Annotated in this window: 27 protein-coding genes and 1 tRNA gene; 6 read left to right on the top strand and 22 right to left on the bottom strand. The window is 34.7% G+C overall.

The features are described from left to right. Positions 1-75 precede the first annotated feature (75 nt). The 4 genes from TA89_RS17375 (at position 76) to TA89_RS17390 (ending at position 4,009) form a co-directional block, all read left to right on the top strand. Complete coding sequence (locus TA89_RS17375; protein ID WP_040215266.1) at positions 76-429, top strand: carboxymuconolactone decarboxylase family protein; 354 nt, start codon at positions 76-78, stop codon at positions 427-429. 75 nt (positions 430-504) lie between these two features. Further along, positions 505-2,235: a dihydrolipoyl dehydrogenase gene (gene lpdA / locus TA89_RS17380; protein WP_040215268.1), complete on the top strand. Its 1,731-nt coding sequence runs from the start codon at positions 505-507 to the stop codon at positions 2,233-2,235. Beyond that, positions 2,225-3,226 carry a lipoate--protein ligase gene (gene lplA / locus TA89_RS17385; protein ID WP_197073464.1) on the top strand — a complete coding sequence of 334 codons (1,002 nt, stop codon included), beginning with the start codon at positions 2,225-2,227 and terminating at the stop codon, positions 3,224-3,226. The genes lpdA and lplA overlap by 11 nt, the downstream gene beginning before the upstream one ends. A gap of 87 nt (positions 3,227-3,313) precedes the next feature. After that, positions 3,314-4,009: a 5'-methylthioadenosine/adenosylhomocysteine nucleosidase gene (locus tag TA89_RS17390; protein WP_040215271.1), complete on the top strand. Its 696-nt coding sequence runs from the start codon at positions 3,314-3,316 to the stop codon at positions 4,007-4,009. A 60-nt stretch (positions 4,010-4,069) separates the two neighbouring features. On the opposite strand, the gene TA89_RS17395 is transcribed toward TA89_RS17390, so the two are convergent. The 15 genes from TA89_RS17395 to TA89_RS17465 all read right to left on the bottom strand — a co-directional run bounded on the left by TA89_RS17395 (position 4,070) and on the right by TA89_RS17465 (position 18,944). Next, entirely contained in the window at positions 4,070-5,626 is a 1,557-nt protein-coding gene (locus tag TA89_RS17395; protein WP_040215273.1) for an anti-sigma factor family protein, read from the bottom strand. Continuing rightward, positions 5,604-6,185 (bottom strand): RNA polymerase sigma factor, encoded by a 582-nt coding sequence (locus tag TA89_RS17400; protein ID WP_040215275.1) that lies wholly within the window; start codon positions 6,183-6,185, stop codon positions 5,604-5,606. Before TA89_RS17400 ends, TA89_RS17395 begins: the two co-directional genes overlap by 23 nt. 230 nt (positions 6,186-6,415) lie before the next feature. Further along, positions 6,416-7,660 carry a DUF1015 domain-containing protein gene (locus tag TA89_RS17405; protein ID WP_040215278.1) on the bottom strand — a complete coding sequence of 415 codons (1,245 nt, stop codon included), beginning with the start codon at positions 7,658-7,660 and terminating at the stop codon, positions 6,416-6,418. Between the two features lie 70 nt (positions 7,661-7,730). After that, positions 7,731-8,642: a D-2-hydroxyacid dehydrogenase gene (locus tag TA89_RS17410; protein ID WP_040215280.1), complete on the bottom strand. Its 912-nt coding sequence runs from the start codon at positions 8,640-8,642 to the stop codon at positions 7,731-7,733. A 36-nt stretch (positions 8,643-8,678) separates the two neighbouring features. Next, positions 8,679-9,752, bottom strand: coding sequence for a pyridoxal-phosphate-dependent aminotransferase family protein (locus TA89_RS17415; protein ID WP_040215283.1), 1,074 nt, complete (start codon positions 9,750-9,752; stop codon positions 8,679-8,681). Between the two features lie 336 nt (positions 9,753-10,088). Further along, the gene (locus TA89_RS17420) at positions 10,089-10,268 is read right to left on the bottom strand and encodes a hypothetical protein (protein WP_040215284.1); all 180 of its coding nucleotides are present in this window, start codon (positions 10,266-10,268) and stop codon (positions 10,089-10,091) included. Between the two features lie 277 nt (positions 10,269-10,545). After that, positions 10,546-11,226, bottom strand: a complete 681-nt coding sequence (locus TA89_RS17425) for an ABC transporter ATP-binding protein (protein WP_040215286.1) — start codon at positions 11,224-11,226, stop codon at positions 10,546-10,548. Between the two features lie 2 nt (positions 11,227-11,228). Beyond that, positions 11,229-13,130 (bottom strand): ABC transporter permease, encoded by a 1,902-nt coding sequence (locus tag TA89_RS17430; protein WP_147590171.1) that lies wholly within the window; start codon positions 13,128-13,130, stop codon positions 11,229-11,231. A gap of 411 nt (positions 13,131-13,541) precedes the next feature. Further along, positions 13,542-13,871 carry an ABC transporter permease gene (locus TA89_RS17435; protein WP_040215290.1) on the bottom strand — a complete coding sequence of 110 codons (330 nt, stop codon included), beginning with the start codon at positions 13,869-13,871 and terminating at the stop codon, positions 13,542-13,544. Between the two features lie 233 nt (positions 13,872-14,104). Further along, the gene (locus TA89_RS17440) at positions 14,105-14,269 is read right to left on the bottom strand and encodes a zinc-ribbon domain-containing protein (protein WP_040215293.1); all 165 of its coding nucleotides are present in this window, start codon (positions 14,267-14,269) and stop codon (positions 14,105-14,107) included. A gap of 174 nt (positions 14,270-14,443) precedes the next feature. Beyond that, positions 14,444-15,718: a HAMP domain-containing sensor histidine kinase gene (locus TA89_RS17445; protein ID WP_052447593.1), complete on the bottom strand. Its 1,275-nt coding sequence runs from the start codon at positions 15,716-15,718 to the stop codon at positions 14,444-14,446. After that, positions 15,706-16,389 carry a response regulator transcription factor gene (locus tag TA89_RS17450; protein ID WP_040215295.1) on the bottom strand — a complete coding sequence of 228 codons (684 nt, stop codon included), beginning with the start codon at positions 16,387-16,389 and terminating at the stop codon, positions 15,706-15,708. The genes TA89_RS17445 and TA89_RS17450 overlap by 13 nt, the downstream gene beginning before the upstream one ends. A 128-nt stretch (positions 16,390-16,517) precedes the next feature. Then, the gene (locus TA89_RS17455; RefSeq protein WP_040215298.1) at positions 16,518-18,020 is read right to left on the bottom strand and encodes a carboxypeptidase M32; all 1,503 of its coding nucleotides are present in this window, start codon (positions 18,018-18,020) and stop codon (positions 16,518-16,520) included. Between the two features lie 25 nt (positions 18,021-18,045). Continuing rightward, entirely contained in the window at positions 18,046-18,207 is a 162-nt protein-coding gene (locus TA89_RS18675) for a hypothetical protein (RefSeq protein ID WP_040215300.1), read from the bottom strand. Between the two features lie 32 nt (positions 18,208-18,239). Beyond that, positions 18,240-18,944, bottom strand: a complete 705-nt coding sequence (locus TA89_RS17465) for a beta/alpha barrel domain-containing protein (protein WP_040215302.1) — start codon at positions 18,942-18,944, stop codon at positions 18,240-18,242. A gap of 180 nt (positions 18,945-19,124) precedes the next feature. Here TA89_RS17465 and TA89_RS17470 point away from each other — a divergent pair, with 180 nt between their 5' ends. Together TA89_RS17470 and TA89_RS18435 are read left to right on the top strand one after the other, a co-directional pair. Continuing rightward, entirely contained in the window at positions 19,125-20,360 is a 1,236-nt protein-coding gene (locus tag TA89_RS17470) for a DUF1576 domain-containing protein (RefSeq protein ID WP_040215304.1), read from the top strand. 1 nt (position 20,361) lies between these two features. Then, positions 20,362-20,721, top strand: coding sequence for a hypothetical protein (locus TA89_RS18435; RefSeq protein ID WP_040215306.1), 360 nt, complete (start codon positions 20,362-20,364; stop codon positions 20,719-20,721). Positions 20,722-20,824: 103 nt separating this feature from the next. On the opposite strand, the gene TA89_RS17480 is transcribed toward TA89_RS18435, so the two are convergent. The 7 genes from TA89_RS17480 to TA89_RS17505 all read right to left on the bottom strand — a co-directional run bounded on the left by TA89_RS17480 (position 20,825) and on the right by TA89_RS17505 (position 26,110). Continuing rightward, positions 20,825-21,355, bottom strand: coding sequence for an NAD(+) diphosphatase (locus TA89_RS17480; RefSeq protein WP_040215308.1), 531 nt, complete (start codon positions 21,353-21,355; stop codon positions 20,825-20,827). An 87-nt stretch (positions 21,356-21,442) separates the two neighbouring features. Continuing rightward, positions 21,443-22,579 carry a DHHW family protein gene (locus TA89_RS17485; protein ID WP_040215310.1) on the bottom strand — a complete coding sequence of 379 codons (1,137 nt, stop codon included), beginning with the start codon at positions 22,577-22,579 and terminating at the stop codon, positions 21,443-21,445. Positions 22,580-22,589: 10 nt separating this feature from the next. Further along, entirely contained in the window at positions 22,590-24,011 is a 1,422-nt protein-coding gene (locus tag TA89_RS17490; RefSeq protein WP_040215312.1) for an MBOAT family O-acyltransferase, read from the bottom strand. Between the two features lie 77 nt (positions 24,012-24,088). After that, positions 24,089-24,637: a DUF4358 domain-containing protein gene (locus TA89_RS17495; RefSeq protein WP_052447594.1), complete on the bottom strand. Its 549-nt coding sequence runs from the start codon at positions 24,635-24,637 to the stop codon at positions 24,089-24,091. Continuing rightward, positions 24,637-24,813 carry a hypothetical protein gene (locus tag TA89_RS18440; RefSeq protein ID WP_156120050.1) on the bottom strand — a complete coding sequence of 59 codons (177 nt, stop codon included), beginning with the start codon at positions 24,811-24,813 and terminating at the stop codon, positions 24,637-24,639. Before TA89_RS18440 ends, TA89_RS17495 begins: the two co-directional genes overlap by 1 nt. A 107-nt stretch (positions 24,814-24,920) precedes the next feature. Next, the gene (gene sfsA, locus TA89_RS17500; protein ID WP_040215314.1) at positions 24,921-25,631 is read right to left on the bottom strand and encodes a DNA/RNA nuclease SfsA; all 711 of its coding nucleotides are present in this window, start codon (positions 25,629-25,631) and stop codon (positions 24,921-24,923) included. A 404-nt stretch (positions 25,632-26,035) separates the two neighbouring features. Continuing rightward, positions 26,036-26,110, bottom strand: a tRNA-Glu gene (locus TA89_RS17505). Positions 26,111-26,189 lie beyond the last annotated feature (79 nt).

Below are 26,189 nucleotides of genomic sequence, written 5' to 3' on the forward strand. Positions count from 1 at the left end.
GATTAGTACCCTAATAGTTGCTATACTAATTATTAGATAGTCAATTATCTGAAGATATTTTAGGAGGGGTATTATATGAGTAAAAATCCAAGAGAAATGCTTAACAGCTTTATGCAGGGCTTAGAGGGGCTAGGAAGCACAAACAAAGAAAATCTTGATGCTTTTATGAATCTTTTAGGAACAACTTATGCTCCTAAGCACCTTGATACTAAAACAAAGGAGTTAATAAGCATAGGTGTAGCAACATATAACAGATGTGAATACTGCATAGTTTTCCACGCTTATAAAGCCTTAGAAGCAGGTGCTACCAGAGAAGAAATAATGGAAGCTGCTATGGTTTCTGTAGCCTTTGGAGGAGGACCTTCCATGGCTTATTCAGTAACTTTATTAAAGGATTCCATAGATGAATTTGAAAAAGACTTTCAATAAAATTTGATTTATTAAAAATAGAGGCTGACTCAGAGTATTAGTTTGAGGCAGTCTCTTTAACATGGAGGTTAAATAATGAACATTATTCTTGATAATATAAGTGGCGGTGCTAAACAAGGAAAAATATGCAGGATATATATTAAAGAAGGGAGCAGTATAAAAAGCGGTGAAAAGCTTTTATCCATAGAAAGTAATAAAGGAAGCGTAGATTTTAAATCTCCGGTAACCTGCAGTATAAAAGATGTAAAGGTTTCAGAAGGAGATATGATAAAAATAGGTGACGTAATAGCTCAGGCGGAATGTACTGAAGGCAGCGCTTCTGCAGAGCCTGTTTCTGCTAAAACCCCTGCTGCCTCAGGTTCCTCATTCAATTATATGAGCGGTCTTTTAACTCCTAAAAAAGAGGAGACTGAATGTGATATAGCTGTAATAGGCGGAGGTCCGGGAGGTTATGTAGCTGCAATAGAGGCGGGCAAAAGTGGAGCAAAGGTCATACTTATAGAAAAGGAACATTTAGGGGGAACCTGCTTAAATCATGGCTGCATTCCTACAAAGGTATTGGTAAGAAGCGCTGAGATCTATAATAACGCTTTAAGGGGAGAAGAATTCGGAATAGAAGCAGAAAATGTAAAGCTTAACCTTTCCAAGGTGTTAACCAGGAAAAATAAAATCGTGGAAGAACTTAAAGGCGGAATAGGATATATTCTAAATAAAAGAAATGTAAGGACTATTTATGGAGAAGGAAATTTAATTGATAAATCCACTATTTTTGTAAAGGAAGGAAACAAAGAAATAACCATTAAAGCTAAGAACATAATACTTGCTACCGGCTCTGAATCTATAATGCTGCCTATTAAAGGTAATGATCTTCCCGGAGTTATAACCAGCAAGGAAGCCTTAAACCTAAGTGCTCTTCCTGAAAGCATGGTTATCATAGGCGGTGGAGTAATAGGAATGGAGTTTGCCTTTGTATATGCTGAGATGGGCTGTAGGGTTTCAGTTATAGAATATTTTGACTCCATATTAAATACCTTGGACAGCGACGTTATAGATGTAATTTCCCACAAGGCTGCAGAACTTGGAATTAAGCTTTATACAGGCTCCAAGGCAGAGGAAATAATAAAGGATGAAAATGGACAGCTAATAGTAAGCTTTACTAAAAAGGAAGAAAAGAAGTTTGTTACAGGAGATAAGGTGCTTATGTCAGTTGGACGAAGTCCTGTAATGAATAAAGATCAGCTTAAAAAGATTGGTATTGTCTTAACAAAGGGAAATAGGGCTATAGAGGTAAATGATAAAATGGAAACCTCTGTAAAGGGTATTTATGCTATAGGAGATGTAACTAATAAACTGCAACTTGCCCATGTTGCTTCTCATCAGGGAGTAACTGCTGTTAAAAATATTTTGGGAGAAGAAAGTCATATGGATTATTCTGTGGTTCCCAGCGCAATATTTACCTCTCCTGAAATTGCAGTTGTAGGGATTACAGAAAAGGAAGCAGGCAAAAGCTCTATGGATATTGAGATAGGAACCTTCCCCTTTGCAGCAAACGGAAAAGCCTTAATTCACGGTGAAAGCCAGGGTTTTGTGAAGGTTATTAAGGATAAGAATACAGGCGTTATATTAGGGGGATCAATTATAGGACCCCATGCTACGGATTTGATAGCTGAAATTGCTTTGGCAGTAAAAAACAAGTTAACTGATGAAAATATTATAGAAACCATACATGCCCATCCCACCACTGCGGAGTCTATTCATGAGGCTTCACTGGAGCTTCATGGAGGAGCAATACATTTTGTCAGGTAACATTAAAAACAAGGTGATTTATTCTCACAGCTTTGATCCATGGTTTAACTTATCCCTGGAGGAATATCTCCTTAATTCCTTAAGTGGGGATGAAGTAATTTTATATTTATGGCAGAACCAAAATACTGTGGTAATAGGTAATAATCAAAATCCCTGGAAGGAATGCCGCCTTGATCTTCTGGACAAAGAAGGCGGAAAGCTTGCCAGAAGACTATCCGGAGGAGGAGCGGTTTTCCATGATATTGGAAACCTGAACTTTACATTTTTAGCCTCAAAGGAAAACTTTGATATTACCAAACAACTTAAAGTGATACTTGAAGCTTTAAAGGATTTTGGAATAGAAGGAAACTTTTCAGGGAGGAATGATTTGGAGGTACTGGGAAGAAAGTTTTCTGGTAACGCCTTCTATTATGAAGATGATTTCTGCTTACATCATGGTACTCTGCTGGTAGACGCAGATATAAACCGTCTTTCAAAATATCTTCAGGTTTCAAAAAACAAAATAGAATCCAAAGGAATAGACTCTGTTAAGGCAAGGGTTATTAATCTTAAAGAAATAAACCCTTTAATAGGCATAAATGATTTAAGATCATCTGTGGTAAGGAGCTTTGCGTCACTTTATGGATCTTCCCCGGACACATTAAAGGAGTACGTTGTTCGTGAAGGTACAGAGGAGCTTAAAGAGCTTTATAAAAAATATTCTTCCTGGGACTGGCTTTATGGGGAAACTCCAAACTTTGATGTATATTTTGAAAACAAATTCTCCTTTGGAATCCTACAGCTTTGCATTAAGGTAAATAAAGGGTTAATAAGTCAGTGCAGGGTTTTTACAGACTCTCTTAAAACCTCATTCCCTGGTATTATTGAACTCTGCTTAACAGATACCCCTTTTGAAAAAAAAGCTGTAATAGAAGCTCTCAATAATACAGAAACTGATTTAAAGAAAGAAGAATTAAAGGAAGTTCTCTGCTGGATAGAAGCTTTAATTTAAACTCTTTCAGTATTTAGTAGTTTATACTAAATAAAAAATCTATGCTATAATTGTTTATGAAAATGCAGTAGATTTGGAGGAAACGATATGAGAATAGGCATTATAGGGGCTATGAGCGAAGAACTTGAAATACTTCTTAAGGATATGCAACTTAATAATAAGGAAACTAAGGCTAATATGACTTTTCACAGCGGAAGGCTTTGGGGTAAGCAGGTTGTAGCTGTGGTATGCGGAATAGGCAAGGTTAACGCCGCAGTATGTACACAAATTCTTATCAGTGAATATAAGGTTGATACTGTTATAAATGTCGGCGTTGCAGGAGGAATAGGAAAAGAAATATATCCTGGAGATGTGGTAATCGCTGATTCTCTTATACAGCATGATGTGGATACCTCTGTCTTTGGAGATAAGCTTGGACAGATTCCAAGAATGGATACCTTTGATTTCAAATGCAGCAGTGAATTGGTTTCTGCAGCTCAGTCTGCCTGCAGAGAGCTTAAGGATATAAAGACCTTTGTAGGAAGGATTGCAACAGGAGATCAATTTATTGCAGGTCTTGAAAAAATTCAGTGGCTTAATGAGGAATTTAATGCTATTGCCTGTGAAATGGAGGGCGGAAGTATTGCCCATGTATGCTACCTTAACAACATTCCCTTCGTAGTTATACGCTCAATATCCGACAACGCCAATAACGGAGCTCATATGGATTTTGAGAAATTTACACCTATAGCAGTAAAAAACTCTACCATAATATTAAAAAAGATTATTGAAAAAATTAATTAAGGATGGCTTAAAGCCATCCTTAATTTTTAATGTCAGGTGCCAGTCACCTGATATAATTCATTATCTGTTATCATAAATTATCTGTTTTTCTTCAGTGTTCACATTATATTTGAGTATCTGAAATTCACCGATATTCTTTGCTCCCTTTACTATATCTATGAGAACAAAATTTTCATTATCCGTAAGCTGAGGTATTCCCGGTAAATTAATATCCTTAAGTTTTATTTTTTTTACTTCTCCGCTGCTGCTTTCGGAAATTACTACTGTGGACTCGTTATTGCTCTGTGTATAGTACATATTATTATCCCCTTTAAGGCTAAAGCTTTCAGAACCCACAGATTCCTTTAAAAGCTTATCGGAGGTTAAGTCTAAAATAGAGTGTCTATCATCCACACTGGCTATAATTTTGTCTCCGTATTGATAGAAATAGGAGTTTTCATCATGACCTTTTAATGAAGTATAGGGAACCGTGCCTTTTTCATTGTTATAATAGATAAGGTTATTTTTTACTGACAGAGGACTACTATCCTTAAACCCTGCAGCTCTGCCGGTTAATTTAAAGGATTCCTTATAATCCGGAGCCTTAAGCACATAGGCTTTTTCTTCCTGAATGGATATATTTCCGTTAGTTCCTATAAATACATCCTTTATATCTTTATTAGACAAATTATCTATATTGTAGCTTTTCCAGTTTGCCAAATCATAAACGGTAACATTCTTACTTTTTTCCACCTTATTATATTTTACAAACCATTTTGAATCCTGTGACCAGTTTATATTTGTATCAAAAATATCTCCCTTATCCATGGTCATATATCGGTTATTATCAAAATCCAACAAAAGCATTGAGCTCTTTCCAACTTTATCTGAAGGTGTATTTCCTATAACCGCATATCTTCCGTTAGGGCTCACCTTTGCCTCAAATACAGATTCTCCTTTTGTTGTATCTGAAAGATTAAAATCTCTTAAGTCATAGGCATTGGTTATACTGCTTTTAGACTGACTATAAACCAAAAGATGAGTTTTATTTGAAAATACTATATTATCATTACTTGAATAATTTATATCCCACGGCTGATTTTCTACAGGAATATCGTTTTTAAGCTCTGACAGCTCTTCAGCTACTTTTAAGCTGCTGACACTTTTTCCATTATCAGCTTCTAAGGCGGCATTTTCCTCCGTTGAATAATCCTTGATAACCGGCTCCTTAGCTGCGCCCTGAGCAGTAGTATCATTAAGTTCCTTATAAAAACCCATCTTATTTATTTCCATAAAGGTTAAGCTTTTAGGTATAAGCACTATTAAAAACACCGCTGCAGCAGCGCTTACTATCACCTTTTTATTATTAACAGCTATATACCTCAGCCTATTAATCAATTTATTCTTATATTTATTTTCATTAATGCTTTTAAATATATACTCCTTTTTGCTGGTAAAACTTACTCCTTCATAGGATAAAACCTCCTGGAAGCCATTTATAAGTGATAACCTTCTTTCATAAAGTTCTTTACATCTGCTGCAATTCTCCATATGCTCCAGCATCTCTTGTCTGCTAAAAGTGCTTAGTTCATTTTCTATATAATCCATTAAATTGTCAGCGAATTTGCTGCAGTTCATAATTATCACCCCTTTTAACCAGCTTATTGCGGGATAAATACCTTTCAAACTTATCATAAATCTTGTAATAGCGTTTCTTTACGGAAGACAGACTCATATTCATCATAACTGCAATATCATTGAAGGTCAGTTCATGTTTAGTATACCTTAAAAACAAAATCTGCTTGTCTACTTCATCCAAAGTAGTTATGAAGCTTTCTATGGATTCCTTAAGCTCTTTAAACTCTACAATTTCCTCCGGAGAAGCTTCATTAGAACCTACAGGCCCTATATCCTCAATATTTACGTTTTTCACCTTACCTTCCTTCCTTATATGATCTATGGTCCTATTCCTTGCAATTCTATAAAGCCAGGCTGAAAATTTATAATCTGCTTTATAGGTAAAAAGCTTGTTATAAGCTAAAATAAAAACCTCTTGAGTCAAATCCTCTGCTGTCTCTCTATCCCTCACCATTTGATAAATAAACCTTGCTATAGACATTTCATATCTGTTTATGATAAGCTCAAAAGCCTGAATATCACCTTTTAGTATTCTTTCCACTATATCTTTATCCTGCAATAATCTCACCTCCGCTCTTTTAAAGTAAAAGCGCCGAAACTTTCCTATATACTTCAATACGGTATAAAAATGTAAAAGTCACCTGAATAAAATATTTAATAAAAAAGAAGCCAAATCCCCCATGACTTGGCTTCCTTATACCCCCCTAATATTTATAAATATCTATATCATTAATATCCGGCAAAGAGAACAGTAAAATAAAACAACTCTATTTTTTAGATGTATTAATACTATCTGAGCTTATGAATAAATAATCCGCTCCTTAATTTAGGCTCAAACCAGGTAGATTTAGGAGGCATTACCTTTCCCGCATCTGCTATGGACATAAGATCATCAATAGTAGTTGCATGCATTGAAAATGCTACCTTCATTCCCTCTTCTACCCTTCTTTCCAATTCCTTAAGTCCTCTGATGCCTCCAACGAAATCTATTCTTTTATCAGTTCTTGGATCTTCAATACCTAATATAGGTGATAAAAGATGCTTTTGAAGTATAGAAACATCTAACCTGTCCACTGGATCTTCAGGGTTAAATATGCCCTCTTTTGCAGAAAGCTCATACCATTTCCCATCTATATACATTCCGTAGGTATTCTTTCTTTCAGGCTTATATGGTACCTGCTCATTATGAGGGGTAATGTTGAACTTTATATTCACCCGGCTCATAAACTCCTCTGTGGAAAGACCATTTAAATCTTTTACAACCCTGTTATAATCCATAACGTACAGATCCTTGTCTGGGAATACTACAGATAAGAAGAAATTAAATTCCTCTTCTCCTGTGTAATCCGGATTCTCTTCCCTTCTCTTTAACCCTACTTTAACAGCTGAAGCCGCCCTGTGGTGTCCGTCTGCAATATATAAATACTCCACTCCGTTAAAAATATCAATTATCTCACCGATTAAAGCTTCATCATCAATAATCCAAACAATGTGGGAAATGCCATCCTCTGAATCAAACTCATAAACAGGTGACTTTTTTACCCAATTGTTAATAATGTCAGATATCTTCTCTTCATTTCTATAGGTTAAAAATATAGGGCCTGTATTAGCATCGCAGTAATCTACATGATTGATTCTGTCCTTTTCCTTGTCTGCTCTTGTAAATTCATGCTTTTTGATAGTGTCATTTATATAGTCATCTATAGATGTACATCCTACAAGTCCTGTTTGAACTCTTCCATCCATGATCTGTCTATATATATACAAGCAAGGTTTATCGTCCTGAATAAGAACTCCGTCCTCAATCATCTTATATAGGTTGTCCCTAGCTTTTTCATATACCTTCTTATCATATAAATCTATACTATTATCCAAGTCTATTTCAGCTTTATCTACATAAAGGAAGGAATGTGGATTCCCCTCTGCCATTTTCCTTGCCTCTTCGCTGTTCATTACATCATAAGGCAGCGCTGCTACCTTGTGAGCGTATTTTACTGCTGGCCTTACTCCTTTAAAGGCTTTAAATACCGCCATGCAATTTCCCCCTTATGTTATAAATAAATATAAAAATTAATTAATAAACTATAAAATCATATGCAAACCTTTACTTGTTGAAGAAAGTCTTTAATATGCTTACTATCTCTTCGCCGATTCTTGTTTGAGCTTCATCGGTAGCTGCTCCTATATGTGGAGTTGCACTTACCTTAGGATGGCTTACAAGCTCTAAATTCTTTGTAGGCTCTTCTTCAAATACATCTATGCCTGCTCCTGCAACTTTTCCGCTTTCCAGAGCATCCAATAAAGCTTTTTCGCTTACAACTTTACCCCTGGAGCAGTTTATAAGATAAACTCCATCTTTCATCATTTCAAACTCTTTTTCTCCTATAAGTGTCCCCTTTGACTTATCGAAAGGAACATGAAGAGAAATAAAATCAGATTTTCTTAAAAGCTCCTCCATAGTACAGAACTCATAATCCTCAAAGCCCTCCTGTTTTCCTCTGCGGCTCGTATAGATTATCTTCATTCCTAAGGCATTAGCTTTTTTAGCAAGCTCCTTGCCTATTCTTCCGAATCCAATTATTCCAAGGCTCTTACCGCCTAATTCTATGCCGTTATATTTCTTCTTTTCCCATTTTCCTTCCCTCATGGTTACATTTGCTATATGAATAAATCTCGTTAAAGCAAACATATGACCTAAAGCTAACTCTGCCACTGAAGCACTGCTGGCATTAGGAGTGTTCATAACCCTTATTCCTTTGCTTTCGGCATAAGCTACATCTATGTTGTCTACACCTACACCGCCTCTGATTATAACTTTAAGCTTTCCTTTTGCAGCTTCATCTATTATAGGCTCTCTTACCTTTGTAGCAGAACGAACTATAAGAGCATCAAACTCCTGGAGTTTCTCTCCTAAAGCCTCAGGCTCATAATGCTGTTCTACTACTTCAAATCCCGCTGTCTGTAAACTCTCTACTGCGGATTTTTCCATTCCATCTGTTACTAATACTCTAATCATAATTTTTTCTCCAAACTCTCAATTTTATAATTATTTTTATAATTTTAGTATGTCTTCAATAGCAGCAAGTAGTTCTTTTATGTCTTCCATCTGCATGTCTGCCATATGAGCTATTCTGAAGGTCTTTTCCTTAAGCTTTCCATAACCATTGGATAACTGCATGCCTCTGGCTCCTAGTTCTTTATTAAGAGCAGCGACATCTATCTCTCTGGTATTTTTAATTGTTGTTAAGGTGTTGGACCAGTAACCCTTTTCAGGATATATTTCAAAGTGTTTTTCTGCCCATGCTCTAACCACTTCAGCCATTTCTATATGTCTTGCAAATCTATTTTCAAGACCTTCCTGGTTTAGTATATAATCAAGCTGATAATCTAAAGCAAACATATGGGATAAGGATGGTGTTGATGGATATTGATAATCCTTCTTTTGAATATACTTGTACATACCTAAAAGATCCAGATATGTTCCTCTGAACGGAACCTTTTCTGCCCTTTCCCTGGCTTTATCTGAGAAAGTACAGATGGCCATTCCCGGAGGAAGCCCAATTGCTTTTTGTGTTGAGGTTATACATATATCAACACCTAATTTATCTACTTCTATCTTTGTTCCCGCTGCGGAGCTTACTGTATCTAAGCAGTAAACAACCTCTGGATATTTTTTCATTACTTCAGCAATTTCTTCTACGGGGTTCATTATTCCTGTTGAGGTTTCGTTGTGAGTCACAGTGATGAGATCATATTTTCCTGTAGATAATACTTCATCAATAAGCTGTGGGTTTGTTGGTTTTCCCCACTCTGCTTCATAAAGATCTGCTGGTACATTGTTTTGTACAGCCATGTCATACCATCTGTTACCAAAGGATCCTACAGAAAAAACTGCTGCTCTTTTAGCAGTACAGGATCTTATTGCGCCTTCCATAAGCCCGCTTCCAGATGAAGTTGATAATAATATTTCGCTTTCTGTGTAGAAGAGCTTTCTTAAATTGTCACTGATTCTTCTTTGAAGTGCAGAAGCATCTTTACTTCTATGACCAATCATAGGCTCGGACATTTTTTCAAGAACTTCAGGTCTTACTTCCACCGGTCCTGGTATGAATAATTTTTTGTGCATTACGCTACCTCCTAAGGTATTTTAATTTATTGTATTTAATTCCTTATGATGGATTAACATCCAATTATTATTTTATCATCTGCTAATAATTTACACAATATTCATAGAGGAAATTATTATGAATTTTCACAATTTTCATATGTTAAAATTATAACTTTATATAACTTTATCACGATAAAGTTCGTTTTTAATAAATAATTGGGTAATAATTAACAATTTGATACCATTATAGAATCCCGCTGCTTTTTCTATTCATATTTTCGCAATATTTAATGATAAAAAACAGATATTACTTTAGAAAAATGTTCTTCTAAAGCAATATCTGCTGTTAAACTCTTACCATGGATTTCTTCCTATAAGGACCTTATCATATAAATCTATATCACATCTTTTTTCTACAAAATGCCTACAGTTATCGCAGCTTCTCTCCGGTCCTGCCTCAGATACCAACCCTTTATTTATAGGCTCATATCCTGGACAATTTAAGCCAACGGCTTTCCTTTGTTCTATGCTCATTATATTATCTCCTTTCAAGCTTCATCATAGATTAGTTCTCCTCATCATACAAAAATAGTATTTCCCTATTATTTTTTAATATGTATAAAAGGTGCCAGGCACGTGACAAGTGACAAACTGCAAAATGCAGTTTGTCACTTGTCACGTGCCTGGCACCATATATATTATCTATACGCTTCAGCTTATAAATTAAAATTCCGTGAGGGGTGGAATTTTTCGGCTAAATTTATTTTCTGAAGCTATATAATTAATACCAAAATCCTTTAAAAAAAGTTTTCTATTTTATCTTTTCATCTGTTTTTATCATCCCATCCTCCAGGGATAAAACCCTGTCCGCACTGGAGGCTATATTTAAGTCATGAGTTATAACTATCAGGGTCTGATTATACTTTTTAACGGAAAATTTTAAAAGCTCTATTATTTCCTTAGAATTTTTGCTGTCTAAATTTCCTGTAGGCTCATCTGCCAGTATTATAGAGGGCTTATAAGCAAGAGCTCTTGCTATGGACACCCTCTGCTGCTGTCCTCCGGAAAGCTGGGAGGGCAGATGGTGAAGCCTGTCCCCTATTCCTAATATACCTACTATTTCATCTATATACTTTTTATCAGGCTCTTTATTATCCAGCAAAAGAGGCATAAGCATATTTTCCTCAGCGGTGAGCACAGGGAGGAGATTATAAAACTGAAATATAAAACCTACATTTCTCCTTCTAAAAACTGACAGTTCCTTTTCATCAAGGCTGTATATATCCCTGCCGTTTATTACAACCTTCCCGGAGGTAGGCTTATCAATTCCTCCTAAAAGGTGGAGCAGTGTACTTTTTCCTGAACCGCTGGGACCGATTATCGCAGTAAATTCCCCTTCATTTATCGATATATTAATATTTTTAAGAGCCTCCACCTTAGTTTCATCGGTTCCATAGGTTTTATTCAAATCTACTGTCTTAACTATTTCCACCGCTATTCCTCCATCTTTATCGCTTCTATAATATTGCTGTTATTTATCCTTTTTAAAGGCGGGTAGCTGGAAAGAAGCGTAATAACTATTGTTCCTATGCTGCCTATAAGCATTCCCATCCAAGGTATACTATAGTCAAAGCTTGTCATCATATTAAAGATTCTGTACATAAGATAACTCAAAATCCCCCCTATGATGCTTCCCCAAAAAGCTGCAATAACTCCATAAAGGACACCTTCAATCCATATCTGTTTTTTAACCTGCCGCTGAGACATACCAATAGCCTTAAGGGAGGCAAACTCCCGCTTTCTGAGAAGAAGATTGGTATTTATAGTGTTGAGTATATTGAGGGAGCCTATGAGGACGATTATGCTCACAAAGCCGTATAAAAATACGCTCATTATAAGCTTGCTTTGCTTTTGCCTTTTTACTCTTTCATAAAAATCTTCTATAACTATATCTGAATCCACTGGAGAAAGTTTTTTAATGGAGGCTGCAGCTTCATCTCTTTTAACATCTTTATTTAAAATAATGTTTATATGTTTAAATTTATCTGTTTCCATAGCATCAGCATAAACTTTTTCCGTGGTTATGAAATTTATCGGGTCTTCTTTATTTATAGTAACCGGAACTTGCTCTGCAATAGCAACTATTTTAAATTTATTGTTAGGCTTAATTTCCGGAAATTTATTATCCTTGTTAAAACTTTCCATGATTTTGCCGTTTAAATCTAAAATAACTTCATCTCCTACCTGCAGGTTAGTAAGATTGATATTATGCACCTGTCTTTCTAAAGGATCATATATCCTGGGATCATGAACCAGCACAACCCCATTAACTCTATTCATTTCTTCTTCATTTATTTCTCCCTGAGTTACATAATTCCTGGTCATATCCAAAAAGTCCTTATGATACCCGTATAACGAAGATCCATTAAAATATATAATATTTTCTCCCTGAAGATTATACATTAAACCTTCTCTATATCTGCTCTTCTCCAGGTATGCTGTATTTATCTTATCGCTTTTTATAAACGCCGGAGCATAATTTATATTCTGCTTATAGGCTTTGATTATAAAGGGCTGCTGACTTAAAACTTTTAAATACTCTTCTGAAAAGGGATTATTACTTTTTATCTGCATATCAAAAATCATGCCTACATTTGAAGTATTGGTTCTCATAGTATAGTTCATAAAGGAATTAAAAACTATAAAGAGAACTATGCTTATTACCAGTGATGCCACGGTAACGGTAAATCTTCTTCTGTTTCTCTTTATATTTTTATAGGCAAGCTCTCCTTCTATGCCGAATATCCTTCTCAATATTCTCCCTGACCTGATTCTTTTATATTTTTCGTTTTTTATAGCCCCTGTATTTCTCACTGCTTCTAAAGGAGATATCCTTCCTGCAATCTTTGCAGGCTTCCTGGCAGAAAAATAAACGGTTATGCTTCCCAATATTATACTTAATAATATAACCTTAGAATTTACATACATACTCATACCTTTAAATGAGTTGAAGCTGCTGGCAGAAAGTATATAAATAAGAATTTTGGAGGCTGTTACTCCACTTAAAATTCCTAAGGGTATCCCTATTATACTGAGGGTAAAAGCTTCTTTAAACACCATATTTTTAATCTGTTTAGGTGAAGCGCCTATGGATCTTAATATACCAATCTGTGTTATACGCTCCATAACAGAAATTTGAAATATATTATATATAACCAGTATGGTTGAAATCACTACTAATGTTACAAGGAATATTACAAGTAATATAAGAGAATCATTGACATTGGCATAAATACTCTGTCCGCTTAAGGTTAATAAAGCTCCATTGATGTTCATGTGTTTATACTCATCTTTTTCCGTAGTTATAATATTTAAATCCTTCCCTATTTCTCGCACAGTAGTATAAGCATTCTTTATATTATTTAAATTTCCATAAACCTTGTATTTTCTGCTAGAGTCATAAACTCCAGCTGCCTCAGGAAGAGTTATGGCTTTAAATACAGCATTGGAACTGTAGTATACATTAGATTTTATTATTCCTGAAAGGGTATAGCTTCTTTCTCCGATTACCTTTATACTTTCCTGACTATCGTAGTAGTCTTCGAAAGTAATATCTTCACCTCTGTGATTATATCTTTTTATTAATTTAATATTAAGCTTATCTCCTATTTTAATACCTTTAGGAAAATACTTAAGAGCGCTTTCCTGTATAATTATTTCATCCTTATTTGCTGGCAGACTTCCTTCCTTTAATGTAACAGGAAGAATATTTAAAGCCTTTTCATCATAGCTTTCTATATTTAAATATTAGTATCTAAGTTCTCCGGTTTTTTCTGCTTCTTCTGAGCTTACTTCATGTATTAATCCTGTTCCTTCCATTCCCACCACTGCGGTATTTTTAAAGGCAGTATGATTAAGCACCTGCTTTACCTTATCTCCTGAAATATCCTTAAAGTTAAAGTGATAACTTCCCACAGCTTCTATAACATTTCTTATTTCATTTTCTCTAAAAGAGTTTATTAATGTTCCTATGGAGGTAAAGAGAGCTACAGAAAGGATTATCCCAGCCACTGTAAGCATACTTCTTTTCTTTTGGGACTTTAAATATTTGTATGATATTTCATTAAAGTGCTTCATATTTCCCCCTGCTCTCGTCTTATAGAGAATAATTAATCTAGCTTTACGTAAGTTCAATTATAATATTAATACAATAACCTTACAATAATATGAAAATTTATCTTACTATTTAGTAAGATAAAAGATGGTGCCAGGAATCTGACAATTGTCACTTGTCAGGTGCCTGGCACCATCTTTTAAAATTAAAAGCCCTGCAGGTAAGCCTGCAGGGCATAGATTTCAAGAAATAAATATTATCTTCTTGGTCCTCTGTTGTTTTGTTGTTTTCTTGCTCTTCTGCAATCAACACATCTTTGTGGTTCATTTTCGAATCCTTTTTCTTTATAGAAAGCCTGCTCGCCTTCAGTAAATATGAATTCTTTTCCGCAATCTTTACAAACTAAAGTTTTATCTGACATAATAAAATCCTCCTTTTCTCCAAGATTAAGATTTAATGTAGTCCTAACAATAATCTCTTGAAAAGAGGATATGTTGTTACTTAAATTAAATCATACATTGCTCTGCAATATGAGTTAACTATATCACAATTAATTTACATAATCAATATATTTTTAATTTTTTAAATTTAATTATTATTTTATAAAAACTATTTCAAACTCAGTGCCTGCGTCAATTTTACTTCTTACGTTAATACTTCCTCCCTGGCTTTCCACTATGGATTTAGAAAGGGCAAGTCCTATACCTATACTGTCACTTTTAACAGAATGCTTCCCCCTATAAAATCGTTCAAATATATGAGGTATATCCTCTTTAGCTATGCCTGTTCCTGTATCCCTTATCAATACCCTAAGAAGCACAGGAGAATCTTCTATACTTATAAAAATATCATTACCGGAGGGTGTATGTTCAATACAGTTCTTAATAATGTTGGTATAAGCTTCCACCATCCAGTTTTCATCTAAAGAAAAGGCTGCTTGCCTAGTAGAATTTTCAAAAATAATGTGTTGATCTTTTTCTTTCCATTTTACCCTTAAGGATTCTACGGATTTCTCCAAAGCAGTTATCACCGGTGCCCTTACCTTTTCAAATTCTATAGCTCCCGCCTCAAGTCTTGCTATCTTTAAAAGATTTATTATAAGCCACTCCATCCTTGTAAGCTGATCTCTGCTCCTCTTTAGAAAATCCCTCCTGATTTCTTCCTCCTTTACATTACCTTCTAAAAGCAGGTCATTAAAGGCTATTAATGAAGAAAGAGGGGTTTTAAGCTGGTGAGATATATCAGAAAGTATATCCTTTAAAAATATCTTTTCCTTTTTTGACATTTCCATGCCCTTTTCTATTCTACTGGCCATTTCATTAAACTGATGTCCTAAAATGGAAAATTCACCTTCTCTGTCATCCTCCAGTTTTATAGAAAAGTCTCCTTCAACTATTTTTTCTGCGCCCTTGGAAACCTTCCTTATCTTCTTTAAGATACTGCCGTAATCCTTAAAAACCACTGCAAATATCAATAAAAACAGCAGAACTGTATAAAGGTTTACAGCTTTTACCGCATGATTTTTATAATCAGACATCACAGGAATTATGGAAAGAGAAGTACTTTTATCATATCCGTACTTTTTTAAAACCGCTTCCCCTAAAGCTTTATTCTCCGGTGAAGTCTCCTTTGTAAAATATCCTGCTATTTCCTGTTCTAACTCAGGATATTTATTTATTATAGCTCCTAAAATATTTGAATTGTTTTCTATAATATGAGCCTTCATGGTGTTCAGCTCGTGATGGAGAAGGAGCATTGAACCGCAGTAAAATATTATCAAAAGTATGAAAAATTTTATAGTTATCCTTTTAACTTCCGGATTTCTGTAAATTGAGTTCATCTTTACACCTCTACAAACTAAGAATTCCACCTATAGCCTACTCCTCTAACGGTAGTTATTATTTCAGGCTGTGCGGGATTATCTTCTACCTTTTCTCTAAGTCTTCTTATGTATACAGACAGGGTGTTATCATCTACAAATTCTCCTGCGGAATCCCAAAGCTTATCCAATATCTGGCTTCTTGAAAGGGCAGCATTAGGATTCTGAATAAAAAGCAACAGCAGTCTGTGTTCTAAAGCTGTTAAAACAACTTCCTGTCCATCTTTATATGCTTTCCCCTTCAGAGTATCTACTCCTATCCCTCTGCTTTCTATAATATATTTAGCTGATGCACCAGAATTGCTGTTTCTCCTCAGAACCGCTTTAATTCTTGATAAAAGCTCCTTTATTCTGAAGGGCTTTGTAAGGTAGTCGTCTCCGCCTATATCCAATCCCATTACCACATTAACCTCTTCATCAAAGGAGGTAAGAAATATTATCGGTATAGAAGATGTTTTTCTTACTTCTTTGCAAAAATCATAACCGTTTCCATCTGGAAGCATCACATCCAGAAGTATTAAATCAAAGCTTTCACTTAAAAAAGCTCCTCTTGCTGCTTCTACCCCGGAGGCTTCAAAAACCTCAAAGCCTTCATTTTTAAGGGTATATCCTAAAGCCACGGTTAGTGCTGCATCATCCTCTACAAGCAATATTTTAGACATTCCTATCCCCCCCTAATATCTATTTAATCATTATTATAAACCATATATTCTATCTGTGCCATTAAGTAAAAAGTCTTTTCAAAGGACAGCCTGATAAAAAGACTCTCCCTTAAAAAGACTTTAATGTTTTATAAGTTATATATTTCTGAATACTTATTATTTAAATATTCTACAAAATATTTGGAGGTAAGCTCTTCTCCTGTTACCTTTTTAATAAGCTCTGCAGGCTTATATACCGCACCATGCCTATGGATGTTATCCTTTAGCCACTGGTAAATATTTTGAAGATTTCCATTTTCTATATCCTCATACATATCAGGCATATCCTTAAGCATCTTATTTAGGAACTGAGCTCCATAAAGGTTTCCTAAAGCATAGCTTGGAAAATATCCAAACAGACCAGAGGCCCAGTGAGTATCCTGCATAACACCTTCCGTATAAGTATGTGCCTCTACTCCCAAATATTCACTGTATTTTTTATTCCAGGCTTCAGGAAGCTCTTCCACAGTGATTTCGTTATTTATAAGGGCTTTTTCCAGCTCGTATCTTATTATTATATGAAGGCTGTAGGTAAGCTCATCCGCCTCAATTCTTACAAGTGAAGGCTCAACTATATTTATAGCCCTGTAGAATTCTTCGAAATCTACATTTTCAAATTGAGGGAATCTCTTTTTTGCTTCAGGGAGGAAATATTTCCAGAAGGCTCTGCTCCTTCCTATTATGTTTTCATAAAATCTGGACTGAGACTCGTGGATTCCCATAGAGGCACCCCCTGCAAGTCCTGTTCCCTTAAGGTCATCAGAAACATTCTGCTCATAAATTCCATGTCCGCCTTCATGAATAGTGCTGAACAAAGCACTTCTAAATTCGTTTTCTAAGAATTTAGTTGTTATTCTGACATCCTTGTTTCCAAAATTAGTAGTGAAGGGATGTACACTTTCATCAAGTCTTCCTGCCGCAAAGTCATAACCCATCTTTTCAAGAACAAAAAGAGAAAATTCTTTTTGAGCTTCCTTTGAAAACTTTTCTTTAAAGAAGCTGTCATCTATTTTTACGGTGCTGTTTTTAATCTTATTTAAAAGCTCTACTATGGAGTCTCTAAGATCTGAAAAAATTTTATCCAGCCTTTCTACTGTAATTCCAGCCTCATAGTTATCCAGCATTGTATTATACTTATTGCCTTCATAGCCATAATATTCTACAAACTCCTTTTGAAAGTCTATTACCTTTTTAAGGTGAGGCTTAAAGCTTTCAAAATCATTTTTATCCTTTGCTTCCTCCCAGGCTGCCTCTGCATCTGAAACTGCCTGAGTGTATGCTACAGCTCTTTCTTCAGGAACCTTTTTAGTTAGGTCGTATTCCTTCTTAGCGTTTGCTACCATGGATTGTTCTACTTCATCAAGTTCTTCATTGCCTGATAAAGCCTCTATAAAATCCTTCATCTTATCTGAGGTCTGAAGCTTGTAATGCTCCCCTGCAAGATAAGCAAGCATTTCCCCTCTGTCAGGAATAGCTTTTCTTGGCGCTCCTACCCTCATATCCCACTGGATAAGTCCGATTGCTCCTGTAAGATGCTCAATTTTTCTCATATATTCTTTCATTTCCTGAAGCTTTTCTTTTACCTGACTCATTTATACCGCTCCCTTCTCTTTATACCTAATTTAAATATAATACAGACTCTGTCTCTCTGCAGTATTTAACGCATTGACACTGTCCAAAGTTTCTTGGACATTTTCTGCATAAGCAGTCTTCTGCGGTTCCATCACAGCTTTTTTTATATTCAGGACAGTACCTGCAGTTATCACCGGTCTTATTCATATACTTCCCTTCTCTTTCGTTTTATTATTATCTTATTCCTTATTTTCCTCTTCGTATTTAACCCTATAGTTAATCATAAGCTCACCTAAAATGTCTCCTATTCCCGGCGGAGTATAGGTTATGGCATTAGCTCCTGCCTCTATGGTTTCCCTTATGCTTTCCTCCGTAGGTCCTCCGGTGGCTATTATAGGAAATTCAGGATAAGATTTTCTTATGTTTCTAACTATACTGGCTGTATTCTTAGCTCCGGAAACATTAAATATGGTAGTTCCCGCTTCTATCCTTGCAGGTATATCCTCACAATCCGATACCACAGTAACTATTATAGGTATATCTATAAGCTCCCTCATCTTTTTAATAACTTCATTGGGTGTAGGATTATTTACTACAACCCCCATGGCACCTTTAAATTCAGCGTCTAAAGCAAGGTTAACCACCCTTTTTCCCTGTGTAATTCCGCCTCCTACTCCGCAGAAAACCGGAACGTCTGCAGCCATAACCAAAGCCTCTGTTATCACCGGCTGAGGGGTAAAAGGATAAACTGCTATAATGGCATCTGCATTAGTATTTCTAATGATTGCAACATCGGTGGTAAATAAAAATGATTTTAACCTTTTACCGAATATCTTAATGCCGCTGGCACTTCTTATAACAGAAGGTACTTCTATCATATGGCTTCTCAGGGTTCCTTTTATTTCAGGAACAAACTTTGCTTCTTTTATTCTTCGTTCGTTCATAGTTTACCTCCTTATCAATTTTTTCCACTTACCATTAATTATATATTTTATGAGAGTATTATTAAATAGAAATTTCTACATAATATAAATTAATATACTGTTAAAAGAAAATTTTCTTGTAATGAGTAATATTAATAATATAATATGGTAATATAAACTGTTTATGAAAGGAGCTAATTAATGAAGCGGAGATTATACCCTGCATATAGAATTCATCTTGTCATCTTTTCAGCCTTTATTTTTATTGGATTTCTCATAAATACTCCTGGTGAAATAGTCTTAGGTATAAAAAGCATAATGTTAAACTCAGATATTTTAATTACAGACTATGTAGAAGTAGCAGGTATCGGTCCAACCCTTGTGAATGCGGGACTGCTGAGTTTATTAATTATGTCATTCTATTTATATCACGGTATTAAACCTAACGGCTCCACCTTAATGTCTATCTGGCTGACTGCAGGCTTTGCCTTTTTTGGAAAAAATATTTTTAATGTATGGCCTGTTATCTTTGGCGTATGGCTTTATTCAAGATATAGAAAGGAACCCTTTATCAATTATATTTTAATCGCAGTTCTTGGTACTACTTTAGCTCCTACAGTAAGTCAGCTGTCCTTTGAAAATATATTTCCTTTTGGAGTTAGCATATTAATAGGTGTTTTAATTGGAATCGGCATAGGGTTTATACTTCCTCCTTTAGCCTCCAGCTCCATGAAAATTCATCAGGGCTATAATCTGTATAATTTAGGCTTTGCTGGTGGACTTCTTGCCATGCTTGTAATGTCTCTGTTTAGAGTTTTAGGAATAGATTTCGACAAACGATTCCTTTGGAATACAGGGAATAATCTATTCTTTGCCCTGCTTATTTTTGGTATTTCCCTATTTCTTATTATTTATGGTATTATAAAAAATGACAGAAGCTTGAAAAACCTAAAGGAAATCACAGGACATACAGGAAGGCTCATAAGTGATTATTTTCTCCTTTATGAAAATGCTGCTTATATAAACATGGGGATACTAGGCATTTTTTCCACCCTATATGTACTCATAATAGGCGGAGATTTAAATGGACCCACCATAAGCGGTATATTCAGCATTATAGGTTTTGGAGCCTTCGGAAAACATCTTTTAAATATAATACCTGTAATGATAGGTGCATCTCTTTCAGCCTTTTTAAATATCTGGGCTCTAAATTCTCCAAGCATGGTTTTATCTATATTATTCAGTACCGGATTAGCTCCTATAGCAGGTCAGTTCGGATGGCCTATAGGAATACTGGCTGGATTTCTCCATGTAGCAGTAGTTATGAACATCGGCTATCTTCATGGAGGTTTAAACTTATATAATAACGGTTTTGCTGCTGGATTTGTTGCACTTATACTAGTACCTATAATAAGAGAATTAGGGAAAGGAGATTAACATGAAAAAAAAGCATAATGTTAAAAGTGTGGATCAGATTAATTTAAAAATATTAAATGAGCTGATTAACTTCTGCATGCATCATGGTGCTTCAGATCTGGACATTAAGATAAAGGATAATCCATCAGAAATCTATATACAAATTCATACCACTGCTGAAGGAATAGATGAAAATACCATAAAGACTCTAAAAAAATACCTAAGCGCTCCAAGGCAGCATGAAGTAGAGAGCTATTACTGGGAATTAAGCGGAGAAGATGAAGCAGATTCTGAACTAACCCTTGTTGGAATGATGACGGACGAAGCTGAGGTTTCCTATGAAGAAGGAAAGCTTGAGATTAGGGTGAAGAGGAAGAAGTAAGAGGGCAGAGGTGAGCTCTTTGAAGGTAAAAGAAGCATTTTGAAAAGGAGGGTGAAATTTACCCTCCTTAGTTTTGATAATTACTAATTTTTATACTAAGCTTTTAATTTTTAAAATTACATCTGTAAGCATTACTGCCTTCATATCCTATCTGCTTTAAAACCTCATTAACTACTTTTTTGCCTACTGCATCTTCACTCATCTGACATAGGGCATCCTCGATATTTATCCATTCCGCTCCTTCAACCTCAGGAGATTTAATAAGTTCTCCAGATTTATAATATGCCATATAGGTAAGCATTAGAAGCTCTTTATCCTCTATACAGCAGCTTCCCAGATATTTTATATCTTTAATTTCTATCCCGGTTTCTTCCCTTACTTCTCTATATACCGTTTCCTCTACGGTTTCTCCATTAGATACATAGCCTGATATTAAAACCTTTGAGTTTTTGTATATATAGCTCTGTTTAAGCAGCAGGATATCATCTTCCTTGACAACCGCTACTACTACTGTAGGCTTTGGAAGGTCGAAATACATTTTATCATCATATTCACAATAAGGAACATATCCTTCATCATAACTGAATTTTTCTTTTAACTCTTTTCCACAAAACGGACAATATTTGTATCTCATAACTATTCCCCCTATAGAAGCCAAATAAGCTAGTATAATTATTTTAGCATATGAAAGCCTTTAATACCACCGAATTTCCCTTAGGCATTACCTTCTAAGATTAATTATATTTCTGTCCTTTGCAAAACCTATAACGTTATACAAGATGATAATTTCATTGATTGAATTGTCTTTGATATATTTCTCCATAGACATATTATTATATCTTAAGTCTGCCACATGTATTTTTTCAAAATGATTTGCTATAAAAGGAATAAAGGAATTTGCGTAGGAATCTTTTATAATCAGAAGATTCCTTCCATTTTTATTTGAAGTCTTAATGGTTACCAACGCATTATTTCCGTTTAAAAAAACAGAATACTTATCCTTTGTATCAATATGCTTCATTTCATATAAACTTGTAGTTTTCCTCTGTCCCATATTATAGTCCACCTCATAATCAATAGGAAAAAGAGGCCTATATATATGAATTTCATCCGGCTTTTGAGTATAAATATTAGCTTTAGAATAAGTACTTCCTAAAAAACTCTCTGTGACTTTAATAATCTGGAACTTTTCTTCAGGGGCAGCCTCTTCCTTTACAGCTCTGCACCACTCTTTGTAGGCTATATAAGCTCCTTTAGTGGTCCAGTGGTGGTCTGTCCTGTAATAAATATATTCATCTTTAGAATTTTTCAGAGCTTCTGTAACATCTATAACATTTCCTGATGTAAATTCCTTCTTCATTTTATTTATAATAGCTCTTTGATTAAAGACATTGGCATAATCAGGGAGCTTTTCCTGATCTATAATCTCTACAGTAGGAGCCATTATTATATTTATTTTTTCCTTTGGTATCTGCTTCGATGCGTTTTTTATAAAACTATTTAATATATTGATATTATCTTTTATTCTATTTAAATCTATGCTATCCGGAGAATGCTTTTCTATTAAATAATCCTCTTTTCCGAAATATACCCTTCCATTGTCCTTTTTCCCTAAAGCCATTTCTGTTGAGCTTTTTAATGAAACCCATTTATCCCTTGCAGGAAACTGATCCTTTATGTAGCTCTCAAACTCCTTAGAAAATTTGCCGGATATAATATTCTTCCAGCTTAAGGTTGGCTTGGAAGCCAAAACTCTGTTTTCGCTTTCTGAAAACTTCTTATCAGGAGTTATCAGATTAATAAAGGATACTATGGCTAAAAATGCTGCAAATGTGAATACTACTGCTTTTTCTCTCATATTATCCTCCTTAAAATCTGAAATATAAAAACGGGTTATAGGAACCGTCTACCAGATAGGCAATGCTTAAAGTAAATATTATTATTAACACTGTACATTCAATAGCTGCTGGCATTAAATTACCTTTAAAATATTTAGTAAATACTTTATTTGCAGCTCTTGAAGGATAATCAGTACTTCCTATAAAAAGAATCAAAAATAATATTATATTTGTATATAGGAGGTATATACCCTGATTATCTATAATTCCTGATGAAGTGATACCAAACATCGCTTTAAAATATTGAATTCCGCCTTCAACACTTTCAAAAGCAAAGATAACCCAGCTAAATAAAATAAATATCAGTGCATATAAATGATTAATTATAGCTGGCAGCTTTTTCAAAAGCTTTGATAAAATCAGCTTTTCCGCAATTAACAGCAAAGCAAAATATCCTCCCCATAAGACAAAATTCCAACTTGCTCCATGCCATATTCCTGTAAGAAGCCAAACCGCTGTTATATTTCTGATATGCTTTAAAGGTCCCTTTCTGTTTCCCCCAAATGGAATATAAACATATTCCTTAAACCAGCTGCCTAGGGATATATGCCATCTTCTCCAAAATTCCGTAATGCTTTTTGACATATACGGATAATTAAAATTCTCTAAAAATCGAAATCCAAACATGCTTCCTAATCCTATTGCCATATCTGAATAACCGGAAAAGTCATAATATATCTGCAGAGCAAAGGCTGTTATGCCTATCCAGGCAGAAAGTACAGAAAGCTCTGAGGAACGAGCTTTATATACTTCTTCCCATATAAGTCCTATGTTATTTGCAAAGAGTACTTTTTTACCCAGACCAAAAAGGAACCTTTTAGCTCCGTAGGAAAAGCTCTTAATAGTTTCCTGCCTTTCTTTTAATTGTCTGGCTATGGTCTTATATCTTACTATAGGTCCTGCTATAAGCTGGGGAAATAAGGAGACATAAACTCCAAAGTCTATTATATTACTTTGAGCCTCAGCTTCACCTCTGTATATATCAATGGTATAGGACATGGTTTGAAAGGTATAAAAGGAAATTCCAATAGGCAGTGGAAGCTTCATTCCTCTATAGGAAATTTCAAAAATACTGCTTATATTATAAATTATGAAATCACCATATTTAAAAAAACCTAATAGTGACAAATTTATTATTACAGATAAAATCATCATAAGCTTTGCCTGACCTATCTGATTCCTTTCTTTAAACCTTTCAACATACCGTCCAAGAAAATAGTCTGTTAAAGTAGAAAAAAGCATCAAAATTATATATACAGGTTCTCCCCAGGCATAAAACATAAGACTGAATATAAATAAAATGAGATTTCTTCTTTTTTTAGGCATTAAAAAATATGCTGCAATTACTGCAGGAAGAAATACAAATAAAAATAAAAGGCTGCTGAATACCAATAAACCACCTCATTAACAGCTGAATTTAATGCCACCGAAGCATATATATCTGTCAGTGGCATAAATTATTTTATATATTATTTTAATACTTTTTCTATAGCTTCAATTGCTATTTTGTTCTGCTCTTTTGCAGCTTTTACCTTAGCTTCTTCGTCCTCGCCGTCCATTATTTCCATTGGTATTTCTCCAAGCATTAAAAAGAATACATAATTTCCTTTTCTATATACCTCTGAAGCATCTACCTTGGGTTTATTCATAGGATATTGACGTGAATTTTCTATTAAGTCCTCTCTGTAATCTTTTAATTCCTTTTCTACTTCCTCTGCTTTCCCTTCCGCTGCTTCTATTCCAACAAAGGTGTCTACGTTAACAGATATTTTAGGAACCTCTGCTATTGCTTCTTTATATAATTCCTTCTCTATATCAAACTTTTGATCTATTTCCTCTGCATTTAAGGTTAAATTAGGATAATAAGCTTCACCATATGCTTTCTTAACAGCCTCATGTATCTCTTTAAGCTTTCCAGAAGGTATTTCTTCCTTTTTACCATCATTTTTATTTCCGCAGCCAGCAAACACTGCCATAACTAAAGTTAATGCACATATAATCGAAATTAGTTTCTTCATTATTCTACACTCCCATCAATTATTTTTTTTATTTCTAAAATTGAAATTCTGGTTCCATTTTGAGGTGCATAAATTTTTTCTCCGCCCTCTATGGATAATAAGGTAAATATACTTCGGTAAACCGCCGATAAAGCAGTCTGTCTATTTCCATGCTGTTTCCTCCTAATCCCTTTCATATATTATTCGATGTTACAATAAAAAAGTTACACCTTTCAGATAAATATTCTATAAGAAGAACTATAATATTAATATTTCTGCAGCTTAATTAAATTTCCTAATAACGCTAAAGTATCACAGGAACCTCCTTATCCAGGGTTATAGAATCTTTTTCTACTATACAGCTGTATGCAAATATATCTACTCCATTATCCCTGGCATATCTTAAAGACTCTCCAAAAAAGGGATCCATCTCATCATGAGGTGAAAAGCTTACTGCTCCATCAAGCTGTATTAAGAACAAAACTCCCGCTCCTCTGCCTGATTTTTTCACCTCCACCAATTCTCTTAAATGCCTTGCTCCTCTAACTGTAGGAGCATCAGGGAACTTAGTTATTCCATTTACTTCATAAGTAACCCCTTTAACCTCAAGAAAGTACTCTTGTGGATATCTTATGTCCTCATAAGGTTCCATAAGAAGCTTAAAATCAAATCTGCTGGTTCCAAAAACCTTTTCTCTAAATATAATATTATATTTTTTTAGTCTCTCTATCCTTCTAAGGGTCAGTGCTTCTTCTACTACCTTATTAGGAATATGAGAGTCAATATTAATAAGCATATCTCCTTTATACCCTGCAATTAGATCATAAGGAGTCTTTCTGGCAGGATTAGGTTCCGCCCTAAGCAAGACCTCTATACCAGGAACCAGTATTTCTCTGCATCTTCCTGTGTTAGGAACATGAACCATTATTTCCTCACCATTAACTTCTACGTAGGCCTGAAACCTATTAGGTCTTCTTAAAAATTTTGCACTGATTATGTTTTTATTCATTTTCATTTGATTTACCTCTCAGTTTTCCACATTCTTTACTATATTTATACACATTATCCACAGTTTTTATCCACAAGTTTGTGTATAGCTGTTTATATCGTAAATTGTTAAATCTTCTTTCTTCTGAAAAAATTTTAGATTAATTAAAATTTTATTGTAAACATAGATGAATGAATTATTATAATGGCTAGTTTCAAATTAAAGTTAACCACAGATTTATCAACATTATCCACAGTATTTATAAACAATTTACACAGTTTGATGTATTTAAAGGCTTTAGCCTGTTGATAACTTCTTTAAGAACCATTATTTATGTACTTTTTGTTAATAAACTATGAATGACATTTTTGTAAATAAAATGCTAACCTTATGAAAAAAGACCACTCAAATGAGCAGCCTTTAAATTAATTTGGTGACCCCTAGGAGAATCGAACTCCTGTTACCACCGTGAAAGGGTGGTGTCTTAACCGCTTGACCAAGGGGCCTTATTATATTATTTAGATAGATTTTAATTAAAAAGGCTGCCGGCAATTAATATGTCAGCAGTCTCTTGTTGTACAAATG

It is taken from the genome of Clostridium polynesiense (assembly GCF_000820705.1).
GTDB classification, from domain to species: domain Bacteria; phylum Bacillota; class Clostridia; order Clostridiales; family Clostridiaceae; genus Clostridium_AA; species Clostridium_AA polynesiense.

Bases quoted from the DNA above. Each gene is read 5' to 3' on its own strand.
- TA89_RS18435 (WP_040215306.1), top strand. From the start codon at position 20,362: ATGAAAAAAAAGCATAATGTTAAAAGTGTGGATCAGATTAATTTAAAA.
- TA89_RS17390 (WP_040215271.1), top strand. From the start codon at position 3,314: ATGAGAATAGGCATTATAGGGGCTATGAGCGAAGAACTTGAAATACTT.
- sfsA (WP_040215314.1), bottom strand. From the start codon at position 25,631: ATGAAAATGAATAAAAACATAATCAGTGCAAAATTTTTAAGAAGACCT.
- TA89_RS17410 (WP_040215280.1), bottom strand. From the start codon at position 8,642: ATGATTAGAGTATTAGTAACAGATGGAATGGAAAAATCCGCAGTAGAG.
- TA89_RS17420 (WP_040215284.1), bottom strand. From the start codon at position 10,268: ATGAGCATAGAACAAAGGAAAGCCGTTGGCTTAAATTGTCCAGGATAT.
- TA89_RS17405 (WP_040215278.1), bottom strand. From the start codon at position 7,660: ATGGCGGTATTTAAAGCCTTTAAAGGAGTAAGGCCAGCAGTAAAATAC.
- TA89_RS17455 (WP_040215298.1), bottom strand. From the start codon at position 18,020: ATGAGTCAGGTAAAAGAAAAGCTTCAGGAAATGAAAGAATATATGAGA.
- TA89_RS17440 (WP_040215293.1), bottom strand. From the start codon at position 14,269: ATGTCAGATAAAACTTTAGTTTGTAAAGATTGCGGAAAAGAATTCATA.
- TA89_RS18440 (WP_156120050.1), bottom strand. From the start codon at position 24,813: ATGAAAGGGATTAGGAGGAAACAGCATGGAAATAGACAGACTGCTTTA.
- TA89_RS17375 (WP_040215266.1), top strand. From the start codon at position 76: ATGAGTAAAAATCCAAGAGAAATGCTTAACAGCTTTATGCAGGGCTTA.
- TA89_RS17495 (WP_052447594.1), bottom strand. From the start codon at position 24,637: ATGAAGAAACTAATTTCGATTATATGTGCATTAACTTTAGTTATGGCA.
- TA89_RS17450 (WP_040215295.1), bottom strand. From the start codon at position 16,389: ATGTCTAAAATATTGCTTGTAGAGGATGATGCAGCACTAACCGTGGCT.
- TA89_RS17415 (WP_040215283.1), bottom strand. From the start codon at position 9,752: ATGCACAAAAAATTATTCATACCAGGACCGGTGGAAGTAAGACCTGAA.
- TA89_RS17435 (WP_040215290.1), bottom strand. From the start codon at position 13,871: ATGAAGCACTTTAATGAAATATCATACAAATATTTAAAGTCCCAAAAG.
- TA89_RS17480 (WP_040215308.1), bottom strand. From the start codon at position 21,355: ATGAGATACAAATATTGTCCGTTTTGTGGAAAAGAGTTAAAAGAAAAA.
- TA89_RS17465 (WP_040215302.1), bottom strand. From the start codon at position 18,944: ATGAACGAACGAAGAATAAAAGAAGCAAAGTTTGTTCCTGAAATAAAA.
- TA89_RS17485 (WP_040215310.1), bottom strand. From the start codon at position 22,579: ATGAGAGAAAAAGCAGTAGTATTCACATTTGCAGCATTTTTAGCCATA.
- TA89_RS18675 (WP_040215300.1), bottom strand. From the start codon at position 18,207: ATGAATAAGACCGGTGATAACTGCAGGTACTGTCCTGAATATAAAAAA.
- TA89_RS17395 (WP_040215273.1), bottom strand. From the start codon at position 5,626: ATGAACTGCAGCAAATTCGCTGACAATTTAATGGATTATATAGAAAAT.
- lpdA (WP_040215268.1), top strand. From the start codon at position 505: ATGAACATTATTCTTGATAATATAAGTGGCGGTGCTAAACAAGGAAAA.
- TA89_RS17470 (WP_040215304.1), top strand. From the start codon at position 19,125: ATGAAGCGGAGATTATACCCTGCATATAGAATTCATCTTGTCATCTTT.